The organism is Streptomyces sp. NPDC012825, from assembly GCF_042900925.1.
Taxonomy (GTDB): domain Bacteria; phylum Actinomycetota; class Actinomycetes; order Streptomycetales; family Streptomycetaceae; genus Streptomyces.
In genome coordinates this window covers 205,088-230,170 of the sequence record NZ_JBIBBZ010000008.1, presented here as the reverse complement: position 1 = coordinate 230,170, position 25,083 = coordinate 205,088, and the positions used below count along the sequence as shown (strand labels likewise).

At 74.0% G+C, this 25,083-nt stretch carries 22 protein-coding genes; 14 read left to right on the top strand and 8 right to left on the bottom strand.

Annotated elements, in window-relative coordinates; translation table 11 throughout:
* Positions 1 to 99: 99 nt before the first annotated feature.
* Genes tdh through ACFY7E_RS19675 form a run of 3 tightly spaced genes read left to right on the top strand, consistent with a single transcriptional unit; the run spans position 100 to position 3,286 of the window.
* Entirely contained in the window at positions 100 to 1,134 is a 1,035-nt protein-coding gene (gene tdh, locus ACFY7E_RS19685; protein ID WP_389486501.1) for an L-threonine 3-dehydrogenase, read from the top strand.
* Positions 1,135 to 1,137: 3 nt separating this feature from the next.
* On the top strand, positions 1,138 to 2,337 hold the full coding sequence (locus ACFY7E_RS19680) for a glycine C-acetyltransferase (protein ID WP_389486499.1): 1,200 nt from the start codon (positions 1,138 to 1,140) through the stop codon (positions 2,335 to 2,337).
* A gap of 46 nt (positions 2,338 to 2,383) precedes the next feature.
* The gene (locus ACFY7E_RS19675) at positions 2,384 to 3,286 is read left to right on the top strand and encodes a LysR family transcriptional regulator (protein WP_389486497.1); all 903 of its coding nucleotides are present in this window, start codon (positions 2,384 to 2,386) and stop codon (positions 3,284 to 3,286) included.
* A gap of 50 nt (positions 3,287 to 3,336) precedes the next feature.
* Here ACFY7E_RS19675 and ACFY7E_RS19670 read toward each other — a convergent pair whose 3' ends face one another.
* The gene (locus tag ACFY7E_RS19670; RefSeq protein WP_389486495.1) at positions 3,337 to 5,121 is read right to left on the bottom strand and encodes a serine hydrolase; all 1,785 of its coding nucleotides are present in this window, start codon (positions 5,119 to 5,121) and stop codon (positions 3,337 to 3,339) included.
* Positions 5,122 to 5,264: 143 nt separating this feature from the next.
* On the opposite strand from ACFY7E_RS19670, the gene ACFY7E_RS19665 reads away from it, so the two are divergent.
* The 3 genes from ACFY7E_RS19665 (at position 5,265) to ACFY7E_RS19655 (ending at position 8,544) form a co-directional block, all read left to right on the top strand.
* Complete coding sequence (locus ACFY7E_RS19665; RefSeq protein ID WP_389486493.1) at positions 5,265 to 5,744, top strand: MarR family winged helix-turn-helix transcriptional regulator; 480 nt, start codon at positions 5,265 to 5,267, stop codon at positions 5,742 to 5,744.
* Between the two features lie 42 nt (positions 5,745 to 5,786).
* A complete protein-coding gene (locus ACFY7E_RS19660) occupies positions 5,787 to 6,884 on the top strand; it encodes a calcium:proton antiporter (RefSeq protein WP_389486491.1) in 1,098 nt (365 codons plus the stop codon).
* A 151-nt stretch (positions 6,885 to 7,035) separates the two neighbouring features.
* Complete coding sequence (locus ACFY7E_RS19655; protein WP_389486489.1) at positions 7,036 to 8,544, top strand: fatty acyl-CoA synthetase; 1,509 nt, start codon at positions 7,036 to 7,038, stop codon at positions 8,542 to 8,544.
* Positions 8,545 to 8,572: 28 nt separating this feature from the next.
* Here ACFY7E_RS19655 and ACFY7E_RS19650 read toward each other — a convergent pair whose 3' ends face one another.
* Complete coding sequence (locus ACFY7E_RS19650; RefSeq protein WP_389486538.1) at positions 8,573 to 9,007, bottom strand: MarR family winged helix-turn-helix transcriptional regulator; 435 nt, start codon at positions 9,005 to 9,007, stop codon at positions 8,573 to 8,575.
* 90 nt (positions 9,008 to 9,097) lie between these two features.
* Between ACFY7E_RS19650 and ACFY7E_RS19645 the strand changes: the two genes are divergently transcribed.
* Positions 9,098 to 9,943 (top strand): alpha/beta fold hydrolase, encoded by an 846-nt coding sequence (locus tag ACFY7E_RS19645; protein ID WP_389486487.1) that lies wholly within the window; start codon positions 9,098 to 9,100, stop codon positions 9,941 to 9,943.
* A 41-nt stretch (positions 9,944 to 9,984) separates the two neighbouring features.
* Here ACFY7E_RS19645 and paaK read toward each other — a convergent pair whose 3' ends face one another.
* A complete protein-coding gene (gene paaK, locus ACFY7E_RS19640) occupies positions 9,985 to 11,277 on the bottom strand; it encodes a phenylacetate--CoA ligase PaaK (RefSeq protein ID WP_389486485.1) in 1,293 nt (430 codons plus the stop codon).
* A 191-nt stretch (positions 11,278 to 11,468) separates the two neighbouring features.
* Here paaK and ACFY7E_RS19635 point away from each other — a divergent pair, with 191 nt between their 5' ends.
* The gene (locus tag ACFY7E_RS19635) at positions 11,469 to 12,272 is read left to right on the top strand and encodes a GNAT family N-acetyltransferase (RefSeq protein WP_389486483.1); all 804 of its coding nucleotides are present in this window, start codon (positions 11,469 to 11,471) and stop codon (positions 12,270 to 12,272) included.
* Positions 12,273 to 12,287: 15 nt separating this feature from the next.
* On the opposite strand, the gene ACFY7E_RS19630 is transcribed toward ACFY7E_RS19635, so the two are convergent.
* The gene (locus ACFY7E_RS19630; protein ID WP_389486481.1) at positions 12,288 to 13,103 is read right to left on the bottom strand and encodes a pentapeptide repeat-containing protein; all 816 of its coding nucleotides are present in this window, start codon (positions 13,101 to 13,103) and stop codon (positions 12,288 to 12,290) included.
* Between the two features lie 146 nt (positions 13,104 to 13,249).
* Between ACFY7E_RS19630 and ACFY7E_RS19625 the strand changes: the two genes are divergently transcribed.
* On the top strand, positions 13,250 to 14,740 hold the full coding sequence (locus ACFY7E_RS19625) for an alpha/beta fold hydrolase (protein WP_389486479.1): 1,491 nt from the start codon (positions 13,250 to 13,252) through the stop codon (positions 14,738 to 14,740).
* Positions 14,741 to 14,767: 27 nt separating this feature from the next.
* Here the strand turns inward: ACFY7E_RS19625 and ACFY7E_RS19620 are convergent, their stop codons facing one another.
* Positions 14,768 to 15,118, bottom strand: coding sequence for a winged helix-turn-helix transcriptional regulator (locus ACFY7E_RS19620; RefSeq protein WP_389486477.1), 351 nt, complete (start codon positions 15,116 to 15,118; stop codon positions 14,768 to 14,770).
* A gap of 92 nt (positions 15,119 to 15,210) precedes the next feature.
* Between ACFY7E_RS19620 and ACFY7E_RS19615 the strand changes: the two genes are divergently transcribed.
* The 4 genes from ACFY7E_RS19615 to ACFY7E_RS19600 all read left to right on the top strand — a co-directional run bounded on the left by ACFY7E_RS19615 (position 15,211) and on the right by ACFY7E_RS19600 (position 17,497).
* Positions 15,211 to 15,879, top strand: a complete 669-nt coding sequence (locus ACFY7E_RS19615; protein WP_389486475.1) for an NADPH-dependent F420 reductase — start codon at positions 15,211 to 15,213, stop codon at positions 15,877 to 15,879.
* 25 nt (positions 15,880 to 15,904) lie between these two features.
* Complete coding sequence (locus tag ACFY7E_RS19610) at positions 15,905 to 16,318, top strand: ACT domain-containing protein (protein ID WP_389486473.1); 414 nt, start codon at positions 15,905 to 15,907, stop codon at positions 16,316 to 16,318.
* 295 nt (positions 16,319 to 16,613) lie between these two features.
* Complete coding sequence (locus ACFY7E_RS19605; protein WP_024757478.1) at positions 16,614 to 17,114, top strand: hypothetical protein; 501 nt, start codon at positions 16,614 to 16,616, stop codon at positions 17,112 to 17,114.
* A 17-nt stretch (positions 17,115 to 17,131) separates the two neighbouring features.
* Positions 17,132 to 17,497 carry an RNA-binding S4 domain-containing protein gene (locus ACFY7E_RS19600; protein ID WP_030208147.1) on the top strand — a complete coding sequence of 122 codons (366 nt, stop codon included), beginning with the start codon at positions 17,132 to 17,134 and terminating at the stop codon, positions 17,495 to 17,497.
* Between the two features lie 46 nt (positions 17,498 to 17,543).
* Here the strand turns inward: ACFY7E_RS19600 and ACFY7E_RS19595 are convergent, their stop codons facing one another.
* The 3 genes from ACFY7E_RS19595 to ACFY7E_RS19585 all read right to left on the bottom strand — a co-directional run bounded on the left by ACFY7E_RS19595 (position 17,544) and on the right by ACFY7E_RS19585 (position 23,313).
* The gene (locus ACFY7E_RS19595; protein WP_389486471.1) at positions 17,544 to 19,745 is read right to left on the bottom strand and encodes a germacradienol/geosmin synthase; all 2,202 of its coding nucleotides are present in this window, start codon (positions 19,743 to 19,745) and stop codon (positions 17,544 to 17,546) included.
* A gap of 161 nt (positions 19,746 to 19,906) precedes the next feature.
* Entirely contained in the window at positions 19,907 to 21,880 is a 1,974-nt protein-coding gene (locus ACFY7E_RS19590) for an N-acetylmuramoyl-L-alanine amidase (protein ID WP_389486469.1), read from the bottom strand.
* A gap of 305 nt (positions 21,881 to 22,185) precedes the next feature.
* Positions 22,186 to 23,313, bottom strand: coding sequence for an aminoglycoside phosphotransferase family protein (locus ACFY7E_RS19585; protein WP_389486467.1), 1,128 nt, complete (start codon positions 23,311 to 23,313; stop codon positions 22,186 to 22,188).
* Positions 23,314 to 23,546: 233 nt separating this feature from the next.
* Between ACFY7E_RS19585 and ACFY7E_RS19580 the strand changes: the two genes are divergently transcribed.
* On the top strand, positions 23,547 to 25,040 hold the full coding sequence (locus ACFY7E_RS19580) for a hypothetical protein (RefSeq protein ID WP_389486465.1): 1,494 nt from the start codon (positions 23,547 to 23,549) through the stop codon (positions 25,038 to 25,040).
* The last annotated feature ends 43 nt before the right edge of the window (positions 25,041 to 25,083 follow it).

The following is a 25,083-nucleotide window of genomic DNA, read 5'->3' as shown; positions in this document are numbered from 1 at the left end:
GGGAGCCGCGCGTACGGGAGATTCTCTTCCGGGGATCTTGGGCGTACAGCCCTGCCCTCACCCCCACATCACAGGACACGCACGTCGGGAGCCGTTGCATTGAAGGCACTGGTCAAGCTGAAGGCGGAGCCGGGACTCTGGCTCACGGACGTGCCCGAGCCGGAGACCGGCCCCGGAGACGTCCTCATCAAGGTCAAGCGGACCGGCATCTGCGGCACCGACCTGCACATCCGCTCCTGGGACGGCTGGGCGCGGAAGACGATCGGCACCCCGCTGACGATCGGCCACGAGTTCGTCGGCGAGGTCGTCCACGTCGGCCGTGACGTCGCCGACATCGCCGTCGGCGACCTGGTCAGCGGCGAGGGCCACCTCGTCTGCGGCAAGTGCCGCAACTGCCTGGCCGGCCGCCGCCACCTCTGCCGCGCCACCGTCGGCCTCGGCGTCGGCCGCGACGGCGCCTTCGCGGAGTACGTCGTGCTGCCCGCCTCCAACGTGTGGGTGCACCGCGTCCCCGTCGACCTGGACGTCGCCGCGATCTTCGACCCCTTCGGCAACGCCGTCCACACCGCCCTCTCCTTCCCGCTCGTCGGCGAGGACGTCCTGGTCACCGGCGCCGGCCCGATCGGCATCATGGCCGCCGCCGTCGCCAAGCACGCCGGCGCCCGCAACGTCGTCATCACCGACGTCAGCGAGGAGCGCCTCGAACTCGCCCGCAAGACGGGCGTCACCCTCGCCCTGAACGTCGCCGAGCGGACCATCGCGGACGGCCAGCGCACCCTCGGGCTCAAGGAGGGCTTCGACGTCGGCCTGGAGATGTCCGGCAACCCGCACGCGGTGCGCGACATGGTCGCCAACATGACCCACGGCGGCAGGATCGCCATGCTGGGCCTGCCCAGCGAGGACTTCGCCGTCGACTGGGCGAAGATCGTCACCTCCATGATCACGATCAAGGGCATCTACGGCCGCGAGATGTTCGAGACCTGGTACGCGATGTCGGTGCTCCTGGAGGGCGGCCTCGACCTCGCCCCCGTGATCACCGGACGCTACGCGTACACCGACTTCGAGGCCGCCTTCGACGACGCGGCCTCCGGCAAGAGCGGCAAGATCATCCTCGACTGGACTGCGGGAGCCTGACCCATGTTCGATTCCGTTCGCGACGACATCCGAGCCACCCTCGAAGAGATCGAGCAGGCCGGACTCCACAAGCCCGAGCGCGTCATCGGCACCCCGCAGTCGGCCACCGTCGAGGTGACCGCCGGCGGCCGCCCCGGCGAGGTGCTCAACTTCTGCGCCAACAACTACCTGGGCCTCGCCGACCACCCCGAGGTGGTCGCCGCCGCCCACGAGGCCCTGGACCGCTGGGGCTACGGCATGGCGTCCGTCCGCTTCATCTGCGGCACGCAGGAGGTCCACAAGGAGCTGGAGGCGCGCCTGTCCTCCTTCCTCGGCCAGGAGGACACGATCCTCTACTCCTCCTGCTTCGACGCCAACGGCGGCGTCTTCGAGACGATCCTCGGCGCCGAGGACGCCGTCATCTCCGACGCACTCAACCACGCCTCGATCATCGACGGCATCCGCCTCTCCAAGGCCCGCCGCTTCCGCTACGCCAACCGCGACATGGCCGACCTGGAGCAGCGGCTCAAGGAGGCCACCGAGGGCGGCGCCCGGCGCAAGCTGATCGTCACCGACGGCGTCTTCTCGATGGACGGCTACGTCGCCCCGCTCGACGAGATCTGCGACCTGGCCGACCGCTACGACGCCATGGTCATGGTCGACGACTCGCACGCCGTCGGCTTCGTCGGCCCCGGCGGGCGCGGCACCCCCGAACTGCACGGCGTCATGGACCGCGTCGACATCATCACCGGCACCCTCGGCAAGGCCCTCGGCGGCGCCTCCGGCGGCTACGTCGCCGCCCGCGCCGAGATCGTCGCCCTGCTGCGCCAGCGCTCCCGCCCGTACCTCTTCTCCAACACCCTCGCCCCGGTCATCGCCGCCGCCTCCCTCAAGGTCCTCGACCTCCTGGAGTCCGCCGGCGACCTGCGCGAGCGCCTCAGGGCCAACACGGCGCTCTTCCGCTCCCGCATGACCGAGGAGGGCTTCGACGTCCTCCCCGGCGACCACGCCATCGCCCCCGTCATGATCGGCGACGCCGCCGTCGCCGGACGCATGGCCGAACTGCTCCTGGAGCGCGGCGTGTACGTGATCGGCTTCTCGTACCCGGTCGTGCCGCAGGGCCGGGCCCGCATCCGCGTCCAGCTCTCGGCCGCGCACTCCACGGAGGACGTGAACCGGGCCGTGGACGCGTTCGTCGCGGCCCGCGCCGCCCTGGCCGGCTGACGCCGGGACGGCTGGAGCAGGCCCTCCGGCCTGCGAGACTGGGGACATGATCGAAGCGCGGCGGTTGCACATCCTCCGTGCGGTGGCCGACCACCGCACGGTCACGGCGGCGGCCGCCGCGCTCTACCTCACCCCCTCCGCCGTCTCCCAGCAGCTCGCCGCCCTGGAGCAGGAGACCGGCCACCGCCTGGTCGAGCGCAGCGCCCGGGGCGCCCGCCTCACCCCGGCCGGCGAGATCCTGCTGAGCCACGCCAACGCCGTCCTGGCCCAGCTGGAACGCGCCGAGGCCGAACTCGCCGCCTACGGCTCCGGCGAGGCCGGTACGGTCACGGTCGCCGCCTTCGCCACCGGCATCGGCCTCGTGGTGGCCCCCGCCCTCACGGCGCTCGCCCGCACCGCGCCCGGCATCCGGGTCCGGGTGCGGGACGCCGAGGGCGACGAGAGCCTGCTCATGGTCCTGGACCGGCAGGTGGACGTGGCCGTCGCCGTCGAGTACCGGGGCGCCCCCGGCGAGGACGACGACCGGCTCACCCGCGTCCCGCTCTACGCCGAGCCCTTCGACGCGGTCCTGCCGCCCGGCCACCCCCTGGCGGCCGGCGGGCGGGTCGCGCTCGCCGACCTCGCCAAGGACGACTGGATCGGGCAGTCCACCGGCAACCCCTGCCACGACGTCACCGTCCTGGCCTGCGAGTACGCCGGGTTCGCCCCCCGTTTCGCGCACGTCTCCGACGACTTCCGCGCCGTCGTCGCCCTCGCCTCCGCCTCCGCCGGGGTGGCCCTCGTGCCCCGCTCGGCGCTGCGCGGGATGGACCTCACGGACGTCGAGATCCGCCCCGTGGACGGGGTCGCCCCCACCCGCCGGGTCTTCGCGGCGGTACGGCGCGGAGCCGAGGGGCACCCCCTGATCAGCCCGCTCCTCACGGAACTGCGCACGGCGGCGACCGACTGAGGACCCCCGGGGCCGCACCGGACCGAATCGGACCGGATCGCACCGGCCGGTCAGTCCCGGGCCGCCGTCCACCCCGCCGCCTCGATCCGCGCGCCGTCCGCCGGCCGGGCCTCGTCGAACAGCGGCCGGCCGGCGGCGTCGAGGACCCGCAGCCCGTCCACGTACACCCCGCGTCCGACGTACCGCGCGTCCGTCGCGTACCGCCACCGCAGCCGTACGGGGGCGGGGCCCCGGCCCGTCCCCGGCACCTCGGCCGCGAGCCGGTGCCAGACCCGCCCGGACCAGCCGCCCACCGCCCCCGCCGGGTGCGGCGACGACGCCGCACCCGGGCGTGCGGTGACGAACGGCACCGGCTCCCAGGTCGTCCCGCCGTCCCGGGAGGCCTCCAGGAAGGCGGCGTCCGCGTCCGGTTCGGTGTCCCACCACAGCGCGCACTCCAGGCGCGCCGCGCCGGGCACCGGGGGCAGGGTGAGGGTGGCCGTGGCACCGCTCCCCATCCCCGAGAACCAGGCCGTGCGCCCCCGGGCGGGCCATACGGGCACGGCCCTGGCCAGCCGGTTCGCGGTGGCGACGCGCGGCGCGGAACCGGAGCGCCAGGAGCGCACCGGGTGCACGGAGTTGCCGAGGACGATCAGGAACGAGTCGGTCGTCGGGTCCAGGACCAGGCTGGTGCCGGTGAAGCCGGTGTGCCCGGCCGTGCGGGGCGTGGCCATCGCGCCCATGTACCAGTGCTGGTGGAGCTCGAAGCCGAGCCCGTGCGCGTCGCCGGGGAAGGCGGTGTTGAAGTCGGTGAACATCAGCTCCACGGAGGCGGGGGAGAGGATGCGGGCCCGGCCGTACGCCCCGCCGTTGAGCAGGGCGCGGGCGAGGATCGCCAGGTCCCAGGCGCGCGAGAAGACCCCGGCGTGCCCGGCGACCCCGCCGAGCGCGTACGCGTTCTCGTCGTGCACCTCGCCCCACACCATGCCCCGGTCCAGGCCCGACCAGGGCGGCCGGGCGTCCTCGGTGGCGGCGATGTCCGGCCACCAGGAGGGCGGGGGGTTGAAGCGGGTGCGGTGCATCCCGAGCGGAGCGGTGATCTCGTCGTGGAGCAGGGCGTCCAGACCGCGACCGGTGATCTCCTCCAGGACCAGTTGGAGCGAGATCAGGTTGAGGTCGGAGTAGAGGTACGCGGACCCGGGCGGGTGCGCGAGCCGCTCCTCCCAGAGCAGCCCCAGCTTCCCCTCCCGCGTCGGCTCCCGGTAGAGCGGGATCCAGGACCGGAACCCCGACGTGTGGGTCAGGAGTTGACGCACCGTCACGTCCCGCTTCCCGCCACCGCCGAACTCCGGCAGGTACGTCGTGACCCTCGCCTCCAGGTCCAGGGCCCCGCGCTCGATCTGCTGCACCGCCAGGATCGAGGTGAACAGCTTGGAGACCGAGGCCAGGTCGAAGACGGTGTCCTCGGTCGTCGGCCGCTGCCGCTCCGGCGGCAGCTCGACGCCGGTGTCGGTCTTCTCGTCGTACGCCGCGTAGCGCACGGCCGAGCCGATCGCCCGGTGCAGGGCCACGGTCCCGCCGCGCCCGGCGAGCAGGACGGCGCCCGCGTACCAGGGGTGCGCGGGGGAGGGGGCGAGGAACGCCTCGGCCTCCGTCACCAGCCCGTCGAGGTGCGGCGCGAGCAGCCCGGCCCGCGCGGCCGGACCGCGCCGCAGGGTGGTCCGCCGCGCGACGGCCCCGGCCGCGAGGCCGGCCCCCGGCACCGCGCCGATCACCACCGCTCCTCCGAGGGCCAGCAGTCCGCCGCCGAACGCGCGCCGGGTCGAACGTCCTTGTCTCGCCGCATCCTCCGTCATGCCCACTGTCATCCCACCGCCGCCCGCCGCCAAACGGATCTTCCCGGATCGAACGGCCCTTCCCGTAGTATCGGCGGTGAAGATCTCTTTGCTTTCAAAGCAAAATGAAGAGTTTGAAATCGAAATGAAAGGGGAAGTGCGCGATGCCGGACGCCCACGAGGAGGACGAGGACCCCGGACCGGATCTGGACGAGGCCGTACGCGCGCTGCTGCTGCTGATGCCTCGGACGGTCGCCCGGGTCAAGCGCGTCAGGATCCCCGAGGACCTGAGGTCGCTCACCCTCGCACCCCGTCATCTCTCCCTGCTCGCCCACCTCCTCTTCGACGGACCGCTGAGCGTCAACGAGCTCGCCGCCGAACTGGAGGTCGCCCCCACCACCGCCAGCCTGATGGTCGGGGACCTGGCGAAGAAGGGCGTCCTGGAGCGCGTCGAGGACCCCGCCGACCGCAGGCGCAAGATCGTGTCCCTCTCCGAGCGGCACCGGCCCGCCGTCGACGGCTGGCTCGGACGCAGCGCCGGCGCCTGGCGCACGGCCCTGGCTCCGCTCGACGCGAGGGAGCGGCGGATGTTCGTCGAGACGCTCGCGGCGTACGAGCGCGGCCTCACCGAACCCCTGGAATGACCGAAATCGGGCGAAAGCTCCCTTTGTGGCAGGATGCGGATCATGAGTTCGAGCACGGCGGCAATGACACGTCAGTGGACCACCTGGGGGCCAGTGGTGGCGGCGATCGCCCTGGGCGCGGCCTGGGGGCGTGACCTCCCCGGCTTCGTCGTGGGGCTCATCGCGCTCTGCCTCCTCGCGGCGGTCCTCGCGGCGGTCCACCACGCCGAGGTGATCGCCCACCGCGTCGGCGAGCCCTTCGGCTCGCTCGTCCTCGCCGTGGCCGTCACCGTCATCGAAGTCGGGCTCATCGTCACCCTGATGGCCGGAGGCGGCGAGAAGACCTCGACCTACGCCCGCGACACCGTCTTCGCCGCCGTCATGATCACCTGCAACGGCATCGTCGGCCTCTCCCTCCTCGTCGGCGCGCTCCGCAACCGCGTCGCCGTCTTCAACGCCGAGGGCTCCGGCGGCGCGCTCGCCACCGTCTGCACCCTCGCCACGATGACGCTGGTCCTGCCGACCTTCACCACGAGCCACCAAGGCCCCGAGTTCTCCGGCGCCCAGCTCATCTTCGCCGCCGTCGCCTCCCTCTGCCTGTACGGCGTGTTCGTCGGCGTCCAGACGATCCGGCACCGCGACTACTTCCTCCCCGTGCCGCGCCCCGGCCACGAGTCGGAGGACGAGCACGCCGCCCCGCCGGGCAGCCGCGAGACCTGGACCAGCCTCGGCCTGCTCCTCCTCGCCCTCGTCGCCGTCGTCGGCAACGCCAAGCTGATCTCGCCCACCATCGAGGACGGCGTCCAGTCGGCCGGCCTGCCCAAGGCGGTCGTCGGTGTCGTCATCGCCCTGATGGTGCTGCTCCCCGAGACCCTCGCCGCCGTCCGCGCGGCCCGCCGGGACAGGATGCAGACCAGCCTCAACCTCGCCTACGGCTCCGCGATCGCCAGCATCGGCCTGACCGTCCCGGCGATCGCGCTCGCCTCGATCTGGCTGTCCGGGCCCCTGGTGCTCGGCCTGGGCCCCCTCCACCTGGTCCTGCTCGCCCTCACCGGCGTGGTGAGCGCCCTGACCGTGGTGCCCGGACGGGCCACGCTCCTCCAGGGCGGCGTCCACCTCGCGATCTTCGCCGCCTTCGTGTTCATGTCGTTCAGCCCCTGACGGGCCCCGGCCGGCCGGTCCCGGACGGCCGCCACCCGCGGTGCCGGCGCGCGCGGGACGTCCTCCTCGCGGAACCGGGAGGCCGCCCGGCGCCCGCCGGCGCGTCGCCGGGTACTTGACCTCCCGTGAGGCGCGCACGCAGGATCGCGCCATGAGCCGACTCCCCAGCCGCACCGTCGACGGCGTCCTGCGCGCGAGCGCCCGGCGCGTCCCCGACCGGACCGCCCTGCGGTACGCCGACCGGAGCTGGACGTACGCGGAGCTGGACGCGGCCGTCTCCACCGCCGCTGCCGTCCTGCGGGAGGCCCACCACGGCATCGGGCTGCCGGAGTACGCCCGGGTCGCCGCCTACGGCCACAACTCGGACGCCTACCTCATCGCGTTCCTGGCGTGCGCCCGGGCCGGCCTGGTCCACGTGCCGGTCAACCACCACCTGACCGGCGACGACCTCGCGTACGTCCTGGAGCAGTCGGACAGCTCGCTCGTCCTCGCCGACCCCGCCCTCGCGGACCGGATCCCGGACGGCTTCCCCGTCAAGACGCTGCGGGACGCGCCCGGTTCGCTGCTCGACGCGCTCGCCGAACCGGAGGCGTACGACACCGACCGCGACGCCCGCGACCTCGCCCAGTTGCTCTACACCTCGGGCACCACCGCCCTGCCCAAGGGCGCGGTGATGACCCACCTCGCCCTGGCCCACGAGTACGCGAGCGCCGTCGAGGCCCTCGACCTGCGCGAGGACGACCGGCCCGTGCACGCCCTGCCGCTCTACCACTCGGCGCAGATGCACGTCTTCCTGCTGCCCTACCTCGCCGTCGGCGCCGAGAACACCCTCGTCGACGGCCCCGACCCGGCCGTCCTGTTCGACCTGGTCGAGGCGGGCCGCGCCGACAGCCTGTTCGCCCCGCCGACGGTCTGGATCGGCCTCGCCGACCATCCGGAGTTCGCCACCCGCGACCTCTCCGCGCTCCGCAAGGCCTACTACGGGGCCTCGATCATGCCCGTGCCCGTCCTGGAACGCCTGCGCGCCCGGCTGCCGGAGCTGCGGTTCTACAACTGCTTCGGCCAGTCCGAGATCGGCCCGCTCGCCACCGTCCTCGGCCCCGACGAGCACGAGGGCCGGATGGACTCGTGCGGCCGTCCCGTCCGCCACGTCGAGGCCAGGGTCGTCGACGAGAACGGCGACGACGTCCCCGACGGCACCCCCGGCGAGATCGTCTACCGCTCGCCCCAGCTGTGCGAGGGCTACTGGAACAAGCCCGAGGAGACCAGGACGGCCTTCAGGCACGGCTGGTTCCACTCGGGCGACCTCGCGGTCCGCGACGCCGAGGGCTACTACACGATCGTCGACCGGGTGAAGGACGTCATCAACTCCGGCGGCGTCCTGGTCGCCTCCCGCCAGGTCGAGGACGCCCTCTACACCCACCCCGGGGTCGCCGAGGCGGCCGTGATCGGCCTTCCCGACGAACGCTGGATCGAGGCGGTCACCGCCGTGGTCGTCCCGCGCGGCGAGGTCACCGAGACCGAACTCCTCGCCCACGCCCGCGAGAAGCTCCCCCACTTCAAGGCCCCCAAGCGCGTCCACTTCCTCCCCGAACTGCCCCGCAACGCGAGCGGCAAGATCCTCAAGCGCGAACTGAGGGACCGGTTCGCGAAGGTCTGACGACCCGAAGGTCTGACGACCCGAAGGTCTAGGGGGCGTCCGTCCGCCCGGTGGCTTCGAGGACCGAGGCCAGGAAGCGGCGCACGGTCTCCAGTTCGTCCGGCCCGAACCCCTCCGCGACCGTCACCACCCCGCCGATGACCGGTCCGAAGAAGGCCCACCCCAGCTCCACGGCCCTCTCCTCCACCCGGAGCAGGACGCGCCGCCGGTCCTCCGTGTCCCGCTCCCGCCGGACGAGCCCGAGCCGTTCGAGACGGTCCACCAGGGCGGTGGTGCCCGCGGAGTTCAGCCGCAGCCGCTCGCCGAGCCATCCGGGCGTGGCCCGGGTGCCGTCCCGTGCCGCGTCCAGCAGATGGATCAGCGCCCGCACATCGGTGGGATGCAGCCCCTCGCGCGCGGCGAACTCCGCGCCGAGCAGGTCGAACTCCACGGTGACCGCCCGCAGCAGGTGCACCAGCCGCATCGCCGGACTTCGATCGTCCACCCGCACTCCCCGTGCCCTCGAACCCTTGCGTACTCTCTCGCTGAACGAGATTATCGCTCAGCGAGAGGAATGGGTATGCCTCCGTCCGCCCACGAACGCGCCTTCGGCCTCGCCTACGACGAACTCCGCGCCCGCTGGCCCGAGTCCACCGAGGAACGGGACGTCGACACCCCGTACGGGCCGACCCGCGTCCACGTCCACGGCCCGGTGGACGGCCCCCCGCTGGTGCTGCTGCCCGGCGGCTCCGCCACCGGCCTGGTCTGGTTCGCCAACGCGCCGGCCCTCGGCGAGCGGTACCGGATCCACGCGGTCGACCTCCTCGGCGACGCCGGCCGGACCGAACGCCGGGGCAGGCCCCTGAAGAACGCCGACGACCTGACGGCCTGGCTGGACGCGCTCCTGGACGGTCTCGGCCTCACCCGCGCGCACCTGTGCGGCCACTCGTACGGCGCCTGGCTGGCCGCCCGGTACGCGCTGCACGCGCCGGAGCGGATCGACCGCCTCGCCCTCGTCGACCCCACCCGGGTCTTCGCAGGCTTCCGTCCCGGCTACCTGCTGCGCGCGCTGCCCGTCCTGGTCCGCGCGAGCGAGGCCCGCGCCCGTGCCTTCCTGGCCTGGGAGACGGCGGGCACCCGTCCGGACGAGGCCTGGCAGCGCCTCTACGCCCTCGCCTCCACCGCCCCCGGACGCAAGCTCGTCACCGGCGGACGGCCCGCGGTCGCCGGCCTGCGCGCACCGCTCCTGGTGCTGCTCGCGGAGCGCGGCCGCACCCATCGCGCCACCGAGGTCGCCGACCGGGTCCGGCGCACGCTCCCGGAGGCCGAGGTGGTCCTGCTCCCCGGCGCCACCCACCACTCCCTGCCGCTCACCGCACCGGAGCGGCTCGACGAACGCCTGCTCGCCTTCCTGGGCTGACGGCACCGGCCGCCGCACGACCCGGTGCCACCGGGCGGGCCCTACGCGGACTCCCGCAGGTCCACGATCCGCCGGATCTTGCCCACCGAGCGCTCCAGCGTCCCGGGATCGACCACCTCCACCCCGACCGAGACACCGATCCCGTCCTTGACCGCCGCCGCGACCGCCCGGGCCGCCTCCGCCCGCTGCCCGGCCGTCGCGTCCGGCCGGGCCTCGGCCCGTACGGTCAGGGCGTCGAGCCTGCCCTCCCGGGTCAGGCGCAACTGGAAGTGCGGCGCCACGGCCGGGGTGCGCAGGACGATCTCCTCGATCTGGGTGGGGAAGAGGTTCACCCCGCGCAGGACGATCATGTCGTCGCTGCGCCCGGTGACCTTCTCCATCCGCCGGAAGACCCGCGCCGTCCCCGGCAGCAGCCGGGTCAGGTCCCGGGTCCGGTAGCGGATCACCGGCATCGCCTCCTTGGTGAGCGAGGTGAAGACCAGCTCCCCCTCCTCCCCGTCCGGCAGCACCTCGCCCGTGAACGGGTCCACGACCTCCGGATAGAAGTGGTCCTCCCAGACGTGCAGACCGTCCTTGGTCTCCACGCACTCCTGCGCCACGCCCGGCCCCATGACCTCCGACAGGCCGTAGATGTCGACCGCGTCGATCGCGAACCGCTCCTCGATCTCCTCGCGCATCTCCTCCGTCCACGGCTCGGCCCCGAAGACGCCCACCTTCAGGGAGGTCGACCGCGGGTCCACGCCCTGCCGTTCGAACTCGTCCAGCAGGGTCAGCATGTACGAGGGGGTCACCATGATCACCTCGGGCCGGAAGTCCAGGATCAGCCGCACCTGCCGGGCCGTCATGCCGCCCGAGGCGGGGATCACCGTGCAGCCGAGCCGCTCCGCCCCGTAGTGGGCGCCGAGCCCGCCGGTGAACAGGCCGTAGCCGTACGCCACGTGGACCTTGTGCCCGGGGCGCACGCCGGCGGCGCGCAGGGAACGGGCCATCACGTCCGCCCAGACCTCCAGGTCGCCGTCGGTGTAGCCGACGACGGTGGGCCGTCCGGTGGTGCCGCTGGAGGCGTGGATCCGCCGGATCTCCGACTGCTCGACGGCGAACATCCCGAAGGGGTAGTGGTCGCGCAGGTCCGACTTGGCGGTGAAGGGGAAGCGGGCCAGGTCCGCGAGCGTACGGCAGTCGTCCGGGGTCACCCCGGCCGCGTCGAAGGAGCGCCGGTGGAAGTCCACGTTCTCGTACGCGTGCCGCAGGGTCGCGCGCAGCCGCTCCAGCTGGAGCGCCGCCAGCTCCTCCCGCCCGAGCCGCTCGCCGCCGTCCAGCAGTTCTTCCGTCATGCGTCGCTCCTCCAGGCTCCGCGCCACACCCTCGACAGAACCTACCGATCATTCGGTAGATCCGCTCGGGCCAGTAAAACCGGAGGTACGGGGGGCTTGGCAAGGGGTCGGCGAGAGGAAGGCGGGGCCGCCCCGCTCCCGCCCGCCAAAACCCGTTGCCGCCCTCCGGCCCGGATGCTGGAGTGACCGCCATGGAACCCCGGCACCCGCGCGAACCGCGCGACCCCAGTGCACTGCTCGCCCTGTACGACCGCCAGATGCGCCGCGATGCCCGCCCCGAGGGCCCCGGCGGCCGCGTCGAGCGCGTCGGGGACGTCGTCCGCGCCACCGGCCCCGCGCACGCGTGGAACGGCGTCCTCTGGTCCGGCCTCGGCGTCCCCGGCACCGACGCCGCCGTCGCCGCGCAGATCGACCACTACCGGGCCGCGGGCCTCTCCTTCGAATGGAAGCTGTACGGGCACGACACCCCCGCCGACCTCGGCGACCGGCTCCGCGCGGCGGGCTTCACCGCGGGAGAGCCCGAGACCCTGATGGCCGCCGAGGCCGCCGCCCTGCCCCGCGACGTCCCGCTGCCCGAGGGCGTCGAACTCCGCGCCGTCACCGACGGGGCGGGCGTACGCCAGGTGGTCGAGGTCCACGAACGCGCCTTCGGCACCGACAGCGCCGCCATCGGCCGCCAACTCCTCGACCGGCTCGCGGCCGATCCCGGCGCCGTCACCGCCGTGGTCGCCCTCGCCGACGGCGAACCCGTCAGCGCGGCCCGCCTCGAACTCCACCCCGGCACCGACTTCGCCGGCCTCTGGGGCGGCGGCACCGTCGAGGGGTGGCGCGGCCGCGGCCTCTACCGCGCCCTGGTCTCCCACCGCGCCCGCGTCGCCGCCGACCGGGGCCACCGCTACGTCCAGGTCGACGCGGCGCCCACGAGCCGCCCGATCCTCCGCCGCCTCGGCTTCCTGGAGCTGACGACCACGACCCCGTACACGTACGAGGTCTGATCAGGGCACCGCTCCTCAGGCGGTCCAGTGCGCGGGCCGCTCGAAACCCTCCGGGAGACGGGTGGCGGCGTTCCCCCGGGCCGCGTTCAGCTGGGGCTGCGTGAGGAAGAGCGCGTCCGTCAGGTCCGCGTCCGACAGATCGGCGTCCCGCAGGTCGGCGCCGATCAGATCGGCGAGCGACAGGTCCGCCCCCGTCAGATCGGCGGCGATGAGCAGCGCCCCGCGCAGATCCGTACCCCGCAGCTTCGCCCCGCGCAGCCGCTTGCCGATCAGATCCGCCCCGCGCCGGCTCCTCGGCCGGCCGCCGGCCGTGGCGCGGACCAGCTCGCTCGTCCTGAGCAGCAGCGGGTTCACCTCGGCCCGTACGGCGTTCACGTCCAGCTTCTCCAGCGCGTCCGGCGTGCCCGCCGCGAGCGCCTCGACCCGGGCGAGCGCCGCCCGCACCTCGGCGTGGACGGGACGGGCGGCGGGCAGCGCCAGGGCCTCGGTGAGGTACCGCAGCAGCTCGTGGAGCCCGCGCACCACCGGGAACACCTCGTACATCGACCGGGCCGTCTCCGGCGCCTCGCGCCAGGACACCCCGCCGAAGGTCACCCGGGACACCCGCTGACCCGCGCCGAAGCAGTCGTACACCGTGCAGCCCTGGAAACCGCTCGGTCGCAGCCGCGTGTGGATGCCGCAGCGGAAGTCCTCCCGCAGATTGCGGCAGGGCTCGCCGGAGGACTTGTCCGCGGCGAAGTCCGCCGACCTGGCGAAGGGCAGCGCCACGCAGCACAGGCCGAAGCAGTTCGCGCAGTCGCCGCGCAGCGCGGATTCCTGGGTGTCGGGCACGGTGAAACGGTTCCTTAAGGGCGAGGGAGGACGCCGGGGACAGCAGCCCGTCCACCGTATCGCGCCCGGTTCCGCGCTCTCGGCGAAATGCGTTGCCAAGATCATCGGGGCCGATGAGGACCGCCCCATGCCGACGTTCACGACGTATGACGGAACCGAACTCGCCTACCGCACGCGGGGGGAGGGCGAGCCGCTGGTGTGCCTGGCGGGCGGGCCGATGCGCGACGCCGCCTACCTCGGGGACCTCGGCGGACTCGCCGCCCACCGCACGCTCGTCCTCCTCGACGCCCGGGGCACCGGGGCGAGCGCCGAGCCCGCCGACCCCGGCACGTACCGCTGCGACCGGCAGGTCGGCGACGTCAGAGGCGCTCCGCGCCCGCCTCGGCCTGGAGCGGATCGACCTCCTCGGCCACTCGGCGGGCGGTAACCTCGCGACCCTGTACGCCGCCGCCCACCCCGGGCGGATCCGCTCCCTCGTCCTCGTCACCTCCGCCGGCCGCGCGCTCGGCGTCACCACCACCGACGAGGAGTGGGACGCGGCCGCCGAGGTCTTCGCCGACCGGCACTGGTACCCGGAGGCCAGGGCCGCGCTCGACGCGATCGGCCCCGACGCCCCGCTGTCGCGCGTGCACGCGATCGCCGCGCCCTTCTCCTACGGCCGCTGGGACGCGGCCGCCCGGGAACACGCGGCCGCCGCCGACCGGCGGACCCGCTGGGAGGCCGCCGGCGCCCACCACGGCGAGGGCGCCTACGACCCGGCGGCGACCCGCCGCGCCCTCGCCGCGCTCACCGCGCCGGTCCTGGTCCTGGCGGGGGAGTACGACGCGGGACCGACCCCCGCCAAGGCCGCCGAGGCGGCCGCCCTCTTCCCGCACGCCGAACTCCTCGTCCAGGCGGGCGCCGGGCACCACCCCTGGGCGGACGACCCGGACGCCTTCGTCCGCGCGGTCGCCGCCTTCCTCGACCCGGCCGTCCGCACGGTCGCCGTGGACGGCGTGCGCCTCGCCTGCCGGCTCGCGGGACCGGAGGACGCCCCGCCCGTCGTCCTGGTCCACGGGCGCGGCGAGAACGGCACCACCTGGGCGGAGGTGGCGGCCGACCTCGCCGCCGACCACCGGGTGTACGCGCTCGACCTGCGCGGCCACGGACTCAGCGACCGGCCCGGCGGCTACGGCTTCGACGCCTTCCGCGACGAGCTCGGCGGCTTCCTCAAGGCCCTCGGCCTCACCGGCGCCACCGTCGTCGCCCGCTCGATGGGCGCCGCCGCCGCGTACCTCCTCGCCCGGGACGAGCCCGGTCTCGTCGGCCGCCTCGTCCTGGAGGGGCCCCCGGTCTTCTTCCCGCTCGACCCGCCGCGCCCCGTCGCCGAGCGCCCCGAGGGCCCCCTCGACTTCGACTGGGAGATCGTCCCGGCCACCGACGCCCGGCTCAACGACCCCGACCCCGACCGGCGCGACCGGCTCGCGTCGATCACCGCCCCCACCCTGGTCCTGGCCGGCGGCCCGACCAGCCACGTCCCCCAGGAACGGCTGTCCTGGCCGGCCGACCGGATTCCGGGAGCCCGCCTCGTCACCGTCGACGCCGGTCACCTCTTCCACACCGACCGCCCGACCGAATTCCTTTCTCTCATAAGGTAGTTCGGCCTGCAGGGAGAAGGGCTTCCCTCATCCGCCGCGGCGTTCCCGGGCGGCCATCACCTCGTCGCCGTACTCGAAGGCCCACGCCCCGAACGCGTCGATCGGATCGAGCAGGGTCCGCCCCAGCGGGGTGAGCCCGTACGTGACCCGGGCCGCCGTCCCCGCGTCGACGCGCCGCTCCACCAGGCCGTTGAACTCCAGCCGCCGCAGCGTCTCGGTGAGCACTTTTGAGCTGATCCCGCCGACGCGCCCGCGCAGCTCGACGTGGCGGCTCGGGCCGTCGCGCAGGGCCCAGAGCACCACCGAGTTCCAGGTGTTGGCGAGCAGGTCGAAGGCCAGCCGGGCACGGCAGTCGGCGAGATGTCCGTCGGAAGTCACGTACCAGATGGTGCCCGACCGGCTCCCTAGTGTCGTTCCCGGAGTGCCGGACATCGGCGCCGGAGAACCGGACGACCAGAAGGACGGGAACGATGAGGATCGGTGTACTGGGCACGGGCAACATGGCGGACGCCCTCGCCACCCACTGGGTGCGGGCGGGCCACGAAGTGCTCGTCGGCGGCCGCGACACGCGCCGGGCGGAGCGGCTCGCCGCCCGGCTGGGCGGCGGGACGCGGCACGGGAGCCTCGACGAGGCGGCCGGGTTCGGGGCCGTCGTCCTCGCCGCGCTGCCGTACGGCGCGGGAGCGGAGGTCGTCGCGGGCGTACGGGCCTCCCTGGCCGGGCGGGTCCTTCTGGACTGCTCCAATCCGGTGGGCCCCGGCTTCCGGCTGCTCACGGACGGCGGCCCCTCCGCCGCCCGCCGACTGGCCGACGCGGCGCCCGGGGCGCGGGTCGTCAAGGCCTTCAACCTCTGCCACGAGGACGTGTGGCGGACGACCCCGCCGGTCTTCGACGGCCGGCCCCTCGCCGTACCGGTCTGCGGGGACGACGGGGAGGCGCTCGCACTGGTCGCGGAGCTGGTGCGGGACACGGGCTGCACCCCGCTGACCGGGGGCGGCCTCGACCGTGCGGGACTGCTCGAAGCGACCGCCGCGCTCTTCATCGGCCTGTGGGTCGGAGAGGGCGCGGACGCCCAGGCGATAGCCCCGCCCCTGGCCTTCGCCACAGGCCCGGCGGAGGACCTCCTGCCGCACCCGTGACCGAGCCCCGCCTACCCTGGCGCGCATGAACGCGGAACGTGACCTGAACCGGCTCCTCGCCGGCCTGCGGCCGGAACTCGACCCCGGCCGGTACGTCTTCACCACGGTGGACGGCCCCGTCCCGGCCGGGCTCGCCCCGGTGGTCACCGTCACCGAGCCCGAGGGGCTCACCCTCGTCCTGCGGCAGGATGAGGCGGACGCGGCCTCCCTCCCGTACGACTACGTGGCGGGCCGGATCACCCTGCGGGTGCACTCCGCCCTCGACGCCGTCGGGCTCACGGCCGCCGTCGCGCGCGAACTCGCCGACGCCGGCCTGAGCTGCAACGTGGTGGCCGGGTTCCACCACGACCACCTCTTCGTCGAACGCACCCGCGCCGAGGAGGCGTTGGGCCTCCTGGACCGGCTGGCGGAGCGGTCGGGCGGCGACCGGGGCGAGTGACGCGGGCGAGGCGGTTCCGGCCGGTGCGGGCCGGCCTCGCGGGGCCCGTCGGCTCCGGACCCGGTCGCCCGTGCGGCGCACCCGGTGCGATCCTCCGGGCACCCCGGGTGACCGCCGGGGCGCCGGTCGCCCCGCGCGCGAGTCTCCCGGAGCGGGCCGCCGGGCGCCCGTCCGAGCCCCGCCGAGGGCCCCTCCGGACGTGGAACGGGCACCGCGGCACACCGGTGCGGTCAGGACGGCCGTACGGAGCCGCCCGGCGCGTCGCGCCCCGCGCCGGGGCACGTACCATGGCCGTATGTCCTTCCTCCGCCGCCGCAGCGCCGCCACACCCGCGGGCCCGGACTTCGACGTCCTGGCCATGGATCCGGGGGACTGGCCCGGCAATCTCGGCGCCGGTCTGCTGCCCGCGCCCGACGGCTCCTGCCAGGGGGTGTTCCTCCGGTACGACCTGTTCGGCGGCCGCGGCCCCGCGATGATCATCGGCAATCTGCCGGAGGGCTCCCCGGCCCGTGAGCTCGCGGACGGCCAGATCCCCTTCGAGGTGGCGCAGCTCCTCGCCGCCCTGGAGAACGACGAGCCGGTCGAGGTGCTCGACACCGAGGACGTCCCCGTGATGCAGGGCGACAACCTCCTCATCGTCCGCCGCCTCAAGCTCTCCGAGAGCCGCATCTCCTGCGTCCAGTTCGACCGCAGCGACAACGTCCTCGTGACGATCGCCAGTTGGGACCGGCCGATCACCGACGACCTGTACGCGCTGCTCAAGCCGCTGCCCGCCGAGCTGTTCCAGCAGGGCTGACGGGGGAGCGGGACAGCGTGAGCGCGCGCGTCGACAGCTGGATCTGGGCGGTCCGCCTGACCAAGACCCGCTCCCAGGCCGCGGCGGCCTGCCGGGCCGGACACGTCAAGGTCAACGGCGAGCGGGTCAAGCCCGCCCAGCCGGTGAAGCCCGGCGACGAGGTCCGGGTCTTCCACGGCGGTCGGGAGCGGATCGTCGAGGTCAAGGTGCTGCACACCAAGCGGATCGGCCCGCCGGTCGCCGCCGAGGCGTACGTGGACAACAGTCCGCCCCCGCCGCCGCGCGAGCACGTCGCGGTCGCCGCCGTCCGTGACCGGGGCGCAGGCCGCCCCACCAAGCGCGAGCGCCGGGAGATCGACGAGCTGCGCGGCCGTCGCCCCTGAGGAGACGTGAGGCCCCCGGGAATCTCCCGGGGGCCTTCCGCGTGCGTCAGCGGGGCGCGGACCCCAGCAGTTCCGTCACCCGCGCGGCCGAGGTGCCGAGCCCCCTCGGGCCCCGCCCGTGCCGCAGCAGCGGGGTCCCGGCGCCCGAGCGCACGTCCTCGGCCCCGTAACGCCGTACGTTCCGGTGCCAGTTGAGGATGCCGGCGAGCCAGTCCTCCAGCTCCCGCAGATACGCCCCGAAGGCCGCCCTGCCCTCCTCGTCGAGCGCGAAGTCCTCGAAAAGAAGCGGTACTTCGTGCTTCTTCACGTGCTCGTACTGGCGCAGCCGGCCCCGCATCAGGTCGTCGACCATCGCGACCGCCGTCGGGTAGTCGCAGTCGAAGAACTTCTGCAGCACCAGGACGCCGTTGTGCACCTCGCCCTCGACCTCGACCTCCTTCTGGTACGAGAAGAGGTCGTTGAGGAGCGTCGCGTAGTCCATGACCGACCGCTCCAGGGCGCGCACCGTGCCCGTGCGGTGGAGGGCGGCCGGCAGCGCGTCGGCGTGCCGCAGCCGGCACAGCAGGGTGGTCAGCTCCGAGCCGAAGGTGGAGCGGCGCATCTCGATGTAGTCGACCGGGTCGGGCACGCGGTGCTGCGCCTGGTTGTGCAGCTCCCACAGCCAGCCGTCCAGCATGGCGTCCAGCGCGTACCGCAGCTGCCCGCGCGCCTCCGGCGACATCGGGCCCGCCGTCCGCGCCCAGAGGTCGGCGAGGGAGCGCTCCATCGGGTTCACGGCGGACGCCGCACCCAGGGCCGGGTCCTCCAGCGGCATGCAGGCCCTGAACCGCTCGGTCTGCTCCTTCGCCCCGGCGAGGTCGCGCGACCGGCCGAAGACCAGCGGGTAGTGGTCGTCGCCGTACGTGCCCCAGACGAGCCACTCGGAGCCGAGCTCCAGCTCCTCCGGGGTGGCGTCCGGGTCGAGGCCCGCCGCGCACAGCGCCAGGTCGAAGCCCTCCAGCATCGGGCGGTCCCAGATGGTGCCCAGGAGCCCCATCCGCTCGGCCCAGTCCTCCGAGCGCCGCTTCGCCTCCGCGTGGTGCGGGCTGAGCGCCAGCGGATACGGCAGCTCGAACTCCGGGAGCAGCGAGGGCCCCACGTGCCGGTGCGGCACGTGGGTGAGCGCCCGCAGCCGCGAGGCCGCCGGCCGCCCGAAGAGGTTCCGCACGTCCAGGGCCGAGGTGCCGACGATCCCGTCCAGGTGCGAAGGACCGCCCACCATCCCCTCGTTCATGTACCGGCTGGAGCGCATGTGCCACTCGTGACCGCCGGACTGCCAGTCCTGGAGCCCCTTCACGTACGCGGCGACGGCCGCGCACTCCTCCGGCGAGAGCCCCTTCTCGGCGGCGAGCGGCGGCAGTTCGGTGAGGGCCGTGTTCTCGAACTGGTGGAGCCGCGAGGTCAGCAGGTCGTTGACGGCGTTCGCCGCCTCCTGCGTCGTGCAGCCGAGGAACCGCTCCAGGACGAGCACGCCGTTGCTGTTCTCGCCCTCCTCCTCCACCTCCCGCTGGTACGAGAAGAGGTCGTTGCGCAGGTGCACCGCGTCCGAGAAGGTGTCCCGCAGCACGCACAGCGGCCGGGAGCGCGCCACCCGGTCCGGGACCTCGGCCCCCGCCGCGTACTCGACGAGCCCCGCCGACCAGGGCGCCCCGCCCACCTTGCGGCGCATCTCGATGTACTCGACGGGGTTGGCGACGCGCCCCTCGTTGATGTTGTCGAGCTCCCAGAGCGACTCGTACAGCAGGTGCTCCGTGGCCTCCGCGAACCGCTCGCGCCAGCCCTGGGACATCGAGGGCACGGTCCGCCGCCAGAGGTCCGCGAGACCCGCCTCGACCGGGTTGGTCGGCTCCGGCGTGTCCGACGGGTCCGCCGGCATGAACATCGGCAGCCGGTCCAGATAGGCCTTGCTCCCCGCCCGGTCCTGGGTGCGCTTGAAGACCTCCAGGAAGTGGTCGTCGAAGAAGAAGACCCAGGTGTACCAGTCGGTGACGAGGTTCAGGGCCTCCTCGCCGCAGTCGGGATGGGTGTAGGCGCAGAGCAGCGCGTAGTCGTGGGAGTCGAGGTCGTGCTCCTCCCAGACCCCCGAGCCCTCCAGCATCCCCCTCTCCCGCGCCCACGCGCGCGTGTGCGTGCGGGCGGCCTCCACGTGGGGGTTGAGGCGTGCCGGATGCGGGACGTAGAAATCCGGCATGACGAAGGGCTGCGGCATGTGCTGGGGGGCCTTCCGGTGCGCGAGGGTCGGGTGACCGGGCCAGCCTTACCCCTCGCCCGTACGGCGCACACGATCTCCCGAATAGTCGTATGAACGCCGACGGGGTGGTGCCGGACCGCGCGTCCGGCACCACCCCGCGCCTTTCGGTCACCGTCCCGCTAGATCCGGGAAACCCGCACGTCGGCGGCCTTCACGAAGGCCACTCGGTGGCCGAACTGGATCTCGTAGTACTCCTCCTGGCCCCGGACGACCGTGTGCCCGGTCGTGTCGAACGTCGGTGCGAAGAGGTACTCGCCCGGGGTGCGGCCGCCCACCACGTACCGCTGACCGGCGAGCAGCCGGTACGGCAGCGGCGACACCGTCTGCACCGGCACGCCCGCCGGATAGGCCGAGGCCTCCGGATAGGCCCGCCCGTACACCGGTACCTCCGCGAGGCCCGGCCCGGGCGTCAGGACGAGGCCCCGCCCGTCCACCGCCGTCGGCTGCCGGCGCGGGTTGTGGAACCACGCCTCCTGCCCCAGGTACCAGACGGCCGTCCAGTCGCCCCGGCGCTCCGCCACCGCGAAGCTCTGCCCCGTCGAGGCACGCGCGCCCGTGTCGTTGACGCCGGTGGTGGAGCCCTCCCCGCCCGGCCGCAGCCCGATGTCCTTCACCAGGGGCGCGTCCGCGTCCGGCGCGGTGTGCAGGCGCACCGCCCCGCTGCCGTGCGGCGCGCACGCCTCGCCCGCCTTCGCACAGCCCGTGTAGACCGGCCGGTGGGCGTCGTAGTCCGGCCGGATCGTCACCACGCCCGCGTGCGGACCGGCGCTCGGGACGAACGGACGGCCGAGCAGCCGGAAGTAGTGCGCCCAGTCCCAGTACGGGCCCGGGTCCGTGTGCATGCCCCGGATCGAGGAGGTCACCGTGCCCGGCACGTTGTCGTGCCCCAGGACGTGCTGCCGGTCCAGCGGGACGTCGTACCGGGCGGCGAGGTACCGCACCAGGCGCGCCGACGTCCGGTACATCGCCTCCGTGTACCAGGAGTCCGGCGCGGTCAGGAAGCCCTCGTGCTCCAGGCCCACCGACTTGGCGTTCACGAACCAGTTGCCCGCGTGCCAGCCGACGTCCTTCAGGGGCAGGTGCTGCGCCACGTGCCCGTCGGAGGAGCGCAGCGAGTACTGCCACGACACGTAGGCCGGGTCCTGCACCAGGCCCAGGGTCACGTCCCAGGTGGCCTCGGTGTCGTGGATCACGATGTAGTCGATCGACTGGGAGGCGGGTCTGTTCGCCTTGTCGTGGTTGCCGTAGTCGCCGTCGCCGAACTCCTCGTACGGCGCGGGGATCCACTCGCAGGCCACCGTCCGCGGGCACTCCACGGGCCCGGCGGCCGGCGCGCGCAGGCCGAGCGCCGCCACCTGCTCCGTGGCGGGCGCGACCGCCGGGTCGGCCGGGAGCGTCACCACCTGTCCGCCGTCCGTCGTCCGGGACTCCCCGGTCCGGATCACGTCGAACACGTCGTCCGCGTACGTGGCCGCCGTCGCCGAGTCGTCCGCGCCGGAGTAGCGCGCCACCGCCCCGTACCAGTCGGCCGGGTCCGCGCTCGCGGGCAGCCCGGCCTCCCGCTGCGCGGCGGCGAGCAGGGCCGCGCCGCCCTCGATGTTGGCGGCCGTCCGGGTCCGCAGCTCCTCGGCCGGGATCCCGGACAGCGCGGACGCCCGCTCCAGGGTCCGCAGCCGCCCGGGCAGCCGGTCGGCGGACGGCACCGGCGCCGGCGCCTCCGTGCGCGCCGGGCGCGAGGAGTCGCCGCGCGCGTCCTCCTCGCCGTCCGAGTGGTGCGGGGCGGACCGCGCCAGGGCCGTCACGGCGTCCGTCAGGTGCATCGGCCCGTACCCGCCGGTCACACTCGGCGCGCCACCGTGGCCGTCCCACCGCGACTGGAGGTACGAGACGGCGAGCAGCACGCTCTCGGGCACGCCGTGGCGGGCGGCCGCCCGGGCGAACTGCCCCTGGAGGGACCCCGCCTCGGGCGCGTCGGCGCCGGCCGGCGGCGCGGCGGACAGCAGGGGGAGCAGCAGGGCGGCGGACGCCAGGGCGACCGCCGCCCTCGGCGCGCGGACCGGCGACGTACGTCTGCGGGACCCGGAACGGGGCAAGGCGGCCTCCAGAGGCGTGGATGACACGGAGCGTGCGGGGCCGAACCCGTACAGGGGTATCGGCTCCCGGACGATCCGTCAATCACACCCGCACCGAAGGAAGTTCCCACGTCAGAGCGGGAACTGCGGCCGGACGGCGGAGTTTCGCGGCGACGGGTCCCGGGCCTGGGACGCGTCACTGGAGTGGACCACTGGAGGGGCGGCCGCCGGGGAGGGCGGGGCCGGAGACACCGGTGCGCCGCGTCCCGGTGTGTCGGCACCGGGCACACGGCGCAACCACCCCCGTGGCCGGCGGGACCCGCCCTTCAGCGCGTCCCGACCGCCGCGCGCACGGCCCGCCGTGCCATGGCGCAGTCGTCGTGCAGCCGCCTGAGCAGCAGCCGCTGTTCCTCCCCGGGAGCGAGCCCCCCCGAGGGCACCGGCACGGAACCGGCCGGCGGAGCCTCCTTCATGGTGCGCTGCACCGCCGTCTCGTAGGTGCGGATCTCCCGCGTCAGCACGATCATCAGGTTCACCAGGAAGGCGTCCCGGGAGGCCGGGCCCGCCTGCTGGGCGAGCTGACTGATCTGGCGCCGGGCCAGCGGCGCGTCACCGAGCACCGCCCACAGGGTCGCCAGGTCGTAGCCGGGCAGGTACCAGCCCGCGTGCTCCCAGTCGACCAGGACCGGGCCGGCCGGGGAGAGCAGGACGTTGGAGAGCAGCGCGTCGCCGTGGCAGAACTGGCCCGCGCCCTGGCGTCCGCCCGCGTGCGCCAGACCGTGCAGCAGCTTCTGCAGGTCGTCCCGGTCCCGGTCGGTGAAGAGCCCGAGCTCATGGTAGCGGGCGATCCGGGCGCCGTAGTCCAGCGGGGCGTCGAACGTCCCGGCCGGCGGCCGCCAGGCGTTGAGCCGGGCGATCGCGCCGAGCGCGGCCCGCACGTCGGCGCGGGGCGGGGCCTCGACGGGGTGGCGCGAGAGCGCCGCCGCCCGTCCCGGCATCCGCTCGATCACCAGCGTGCAGTTCTCCGGGTCCGCCGCGATCAACCGGGGCGCCCGCACCGGCGGGCGGTGCCGGACGAAGGCGCGGTAGGAAGCTATCTCGTGCCGGAACCGCTCCACCCAGGCCGGCGAGTGGTCCAGTAAACACTTGGCGACCGCCGTGGTCCGTCCGGTCGTCCCGACGATCAGTACGGAACGACCGCTGCGCCGCAGGACCTGCACCGGCTTGAACTCCGGACAGATGCGGTGGACCGAGGCGATCGCCATCTTCAGCTGCGCGCCCTGGGGGCCGGACAGATCGATCCTCCCGCTGACCGGCTGGGTACCGGTGCCGCCCGCCCAGCGCCGCGGCCGGACGGCCTGGGGCACGGGGGCGAGGTACGGTCCGGCGCCGGCGGGGACGATGCGGTGCTGCGGCCGGGGCGGGGCGGACACGGAGGACGATGCTGTGTACATGGAGGTGACAGATCCCTTCGTGCGCCGACGAGTTGCGTGCGTCGCCCCGCCCGCCCCCGGTCCGCACCCTGGGGAATGAGGGCCGGTCGACGGGGCGGGGTGGCGCGTTCCTACCTGACACCCGCGCGCGGGTGGCGGAACATCGGGCGCACCCTGGCGAACCCTGGCGAATAGTCGCCAGCCCCATGACAGGGGGTTACTGTCAACTCAGCCGAGAACCTGGGGGCTTAGACGTGACCGGAGAAACCAACACCCGTCTCGCGGACCTGTTCGGCCTGGCCGGCTGGTCCAAGGGCGAACTCGCGAGACTCGTCAACCGGCAGGCGGCGGCCATGGGCCACCCCCAGCTGGCGACCGACACCTCGCGGGTGCGGCGGTGGATCGACCGGGGCGAGACCCCGCGCGACCCCGTTCCCCGGGTGCTGGCAGCACTGTTCACCGAGCGACTCGGCCGTGTCGTGACCATCGAGGACCTCGGGTTCGCGCGACGCGGGCGTACAGGGAGACGGCAGGACGTCGGCAAGACGGAGAACCCTGACCAACTGCCCTGGCCACCCGATCGTACGGCGGCGGTCCTCACCGAATTCACGGGAATGGACCTCATGCTCAACCGACGCGGCCTGGTGGGCGCGGGTGCCGCGCTCGCCGCCGGCTCCGTACTCAGCAACGCCATGCACGACTGGCTGCAGACCGATCCCGCCCGTCCGGGCGCCGCTCCGCGTGCCACCGATCCCCTCCACGCCGACCCCGCCGGGTTCGACCGCTACGAGGCCGCCCCCATCGGGTCGGAGGAGATCGAGGCACTGGAGCGCTCGGTGCAGGTGTTCCGCGCCTGGGACGCGTCCCGGGGCGGCGGTCTCCAGCGCAAGGCCGTGGTGGGCCAGCTCAACGAGGTGGGCGGCATGCTCGCCTACCGCCATGCCGACCACCTCCAGCGGCGCCTGTGGGGCGTCGCCGCCAACCTGGCCGTCCTCGCGGGCTGGATGTCCCACGACGTCGGCCTCGAACCCACGGCGCAGAAGTACTTCGTCATCGCCGCCCACGCGGCCCGCGAGAGCGGCGACCGGCCCCGGGCCGGCGAGGCGCTCTCCCGCGCCGCCCGCCAGATGGTGCACCTGGGCCGGCCCGACGACGCCCTCGACCTGATGAAGCTCGCCAAGACGGGCTCGGGCGACCGCCTGCTGCCCAGGACCCGGGCCATGTTCCACACCATCGAGGCCTGGGCGCAGGCGTCGATGGGCCGGGGCCAGGCCATGCGCCGGACTCTGGGCGAGGCCGAGGACCTGTTCGTGTCGGACCGGCGCGACGAGGCGACGCCGGACTGGATGCAGAACTTCGACGAGGCCGACATGCACGGCATGGAGGCCCTCGCCTACCGCACCCTCGCCGACCACGACCCGGCCGCCGCGGTCCCCGCGCAGCGCCACGCCAAGCTGGCGCTCGAACTGCGGGGCAAGGGGCACGAGCGGTCCAAGCTCTTCGACCACATCTCCCTCGCCTCGGCCTGCTTCCTCGCCGACGACCCGGAGCAGGCCGACCGGTACGCCCGGCTCGCCCTCACCTCCATGGGGGAGACCTCGTCCCACCGGACCTGGGACCGGCTGCGGGAGATGTACCGGCTCACCGGCCAGTACGCCGACTACGCCAGGACCGACGTCCTGCGCGAGGAGATCCAGCTGGCCCTGTCCCAGTCCCCGGTGAGCCGCCCGAGGCCCGGACAGGCCTGATCCCCGGCCCCTTCGGGGGCCGGGGACCAGGACCGGGGCCTGC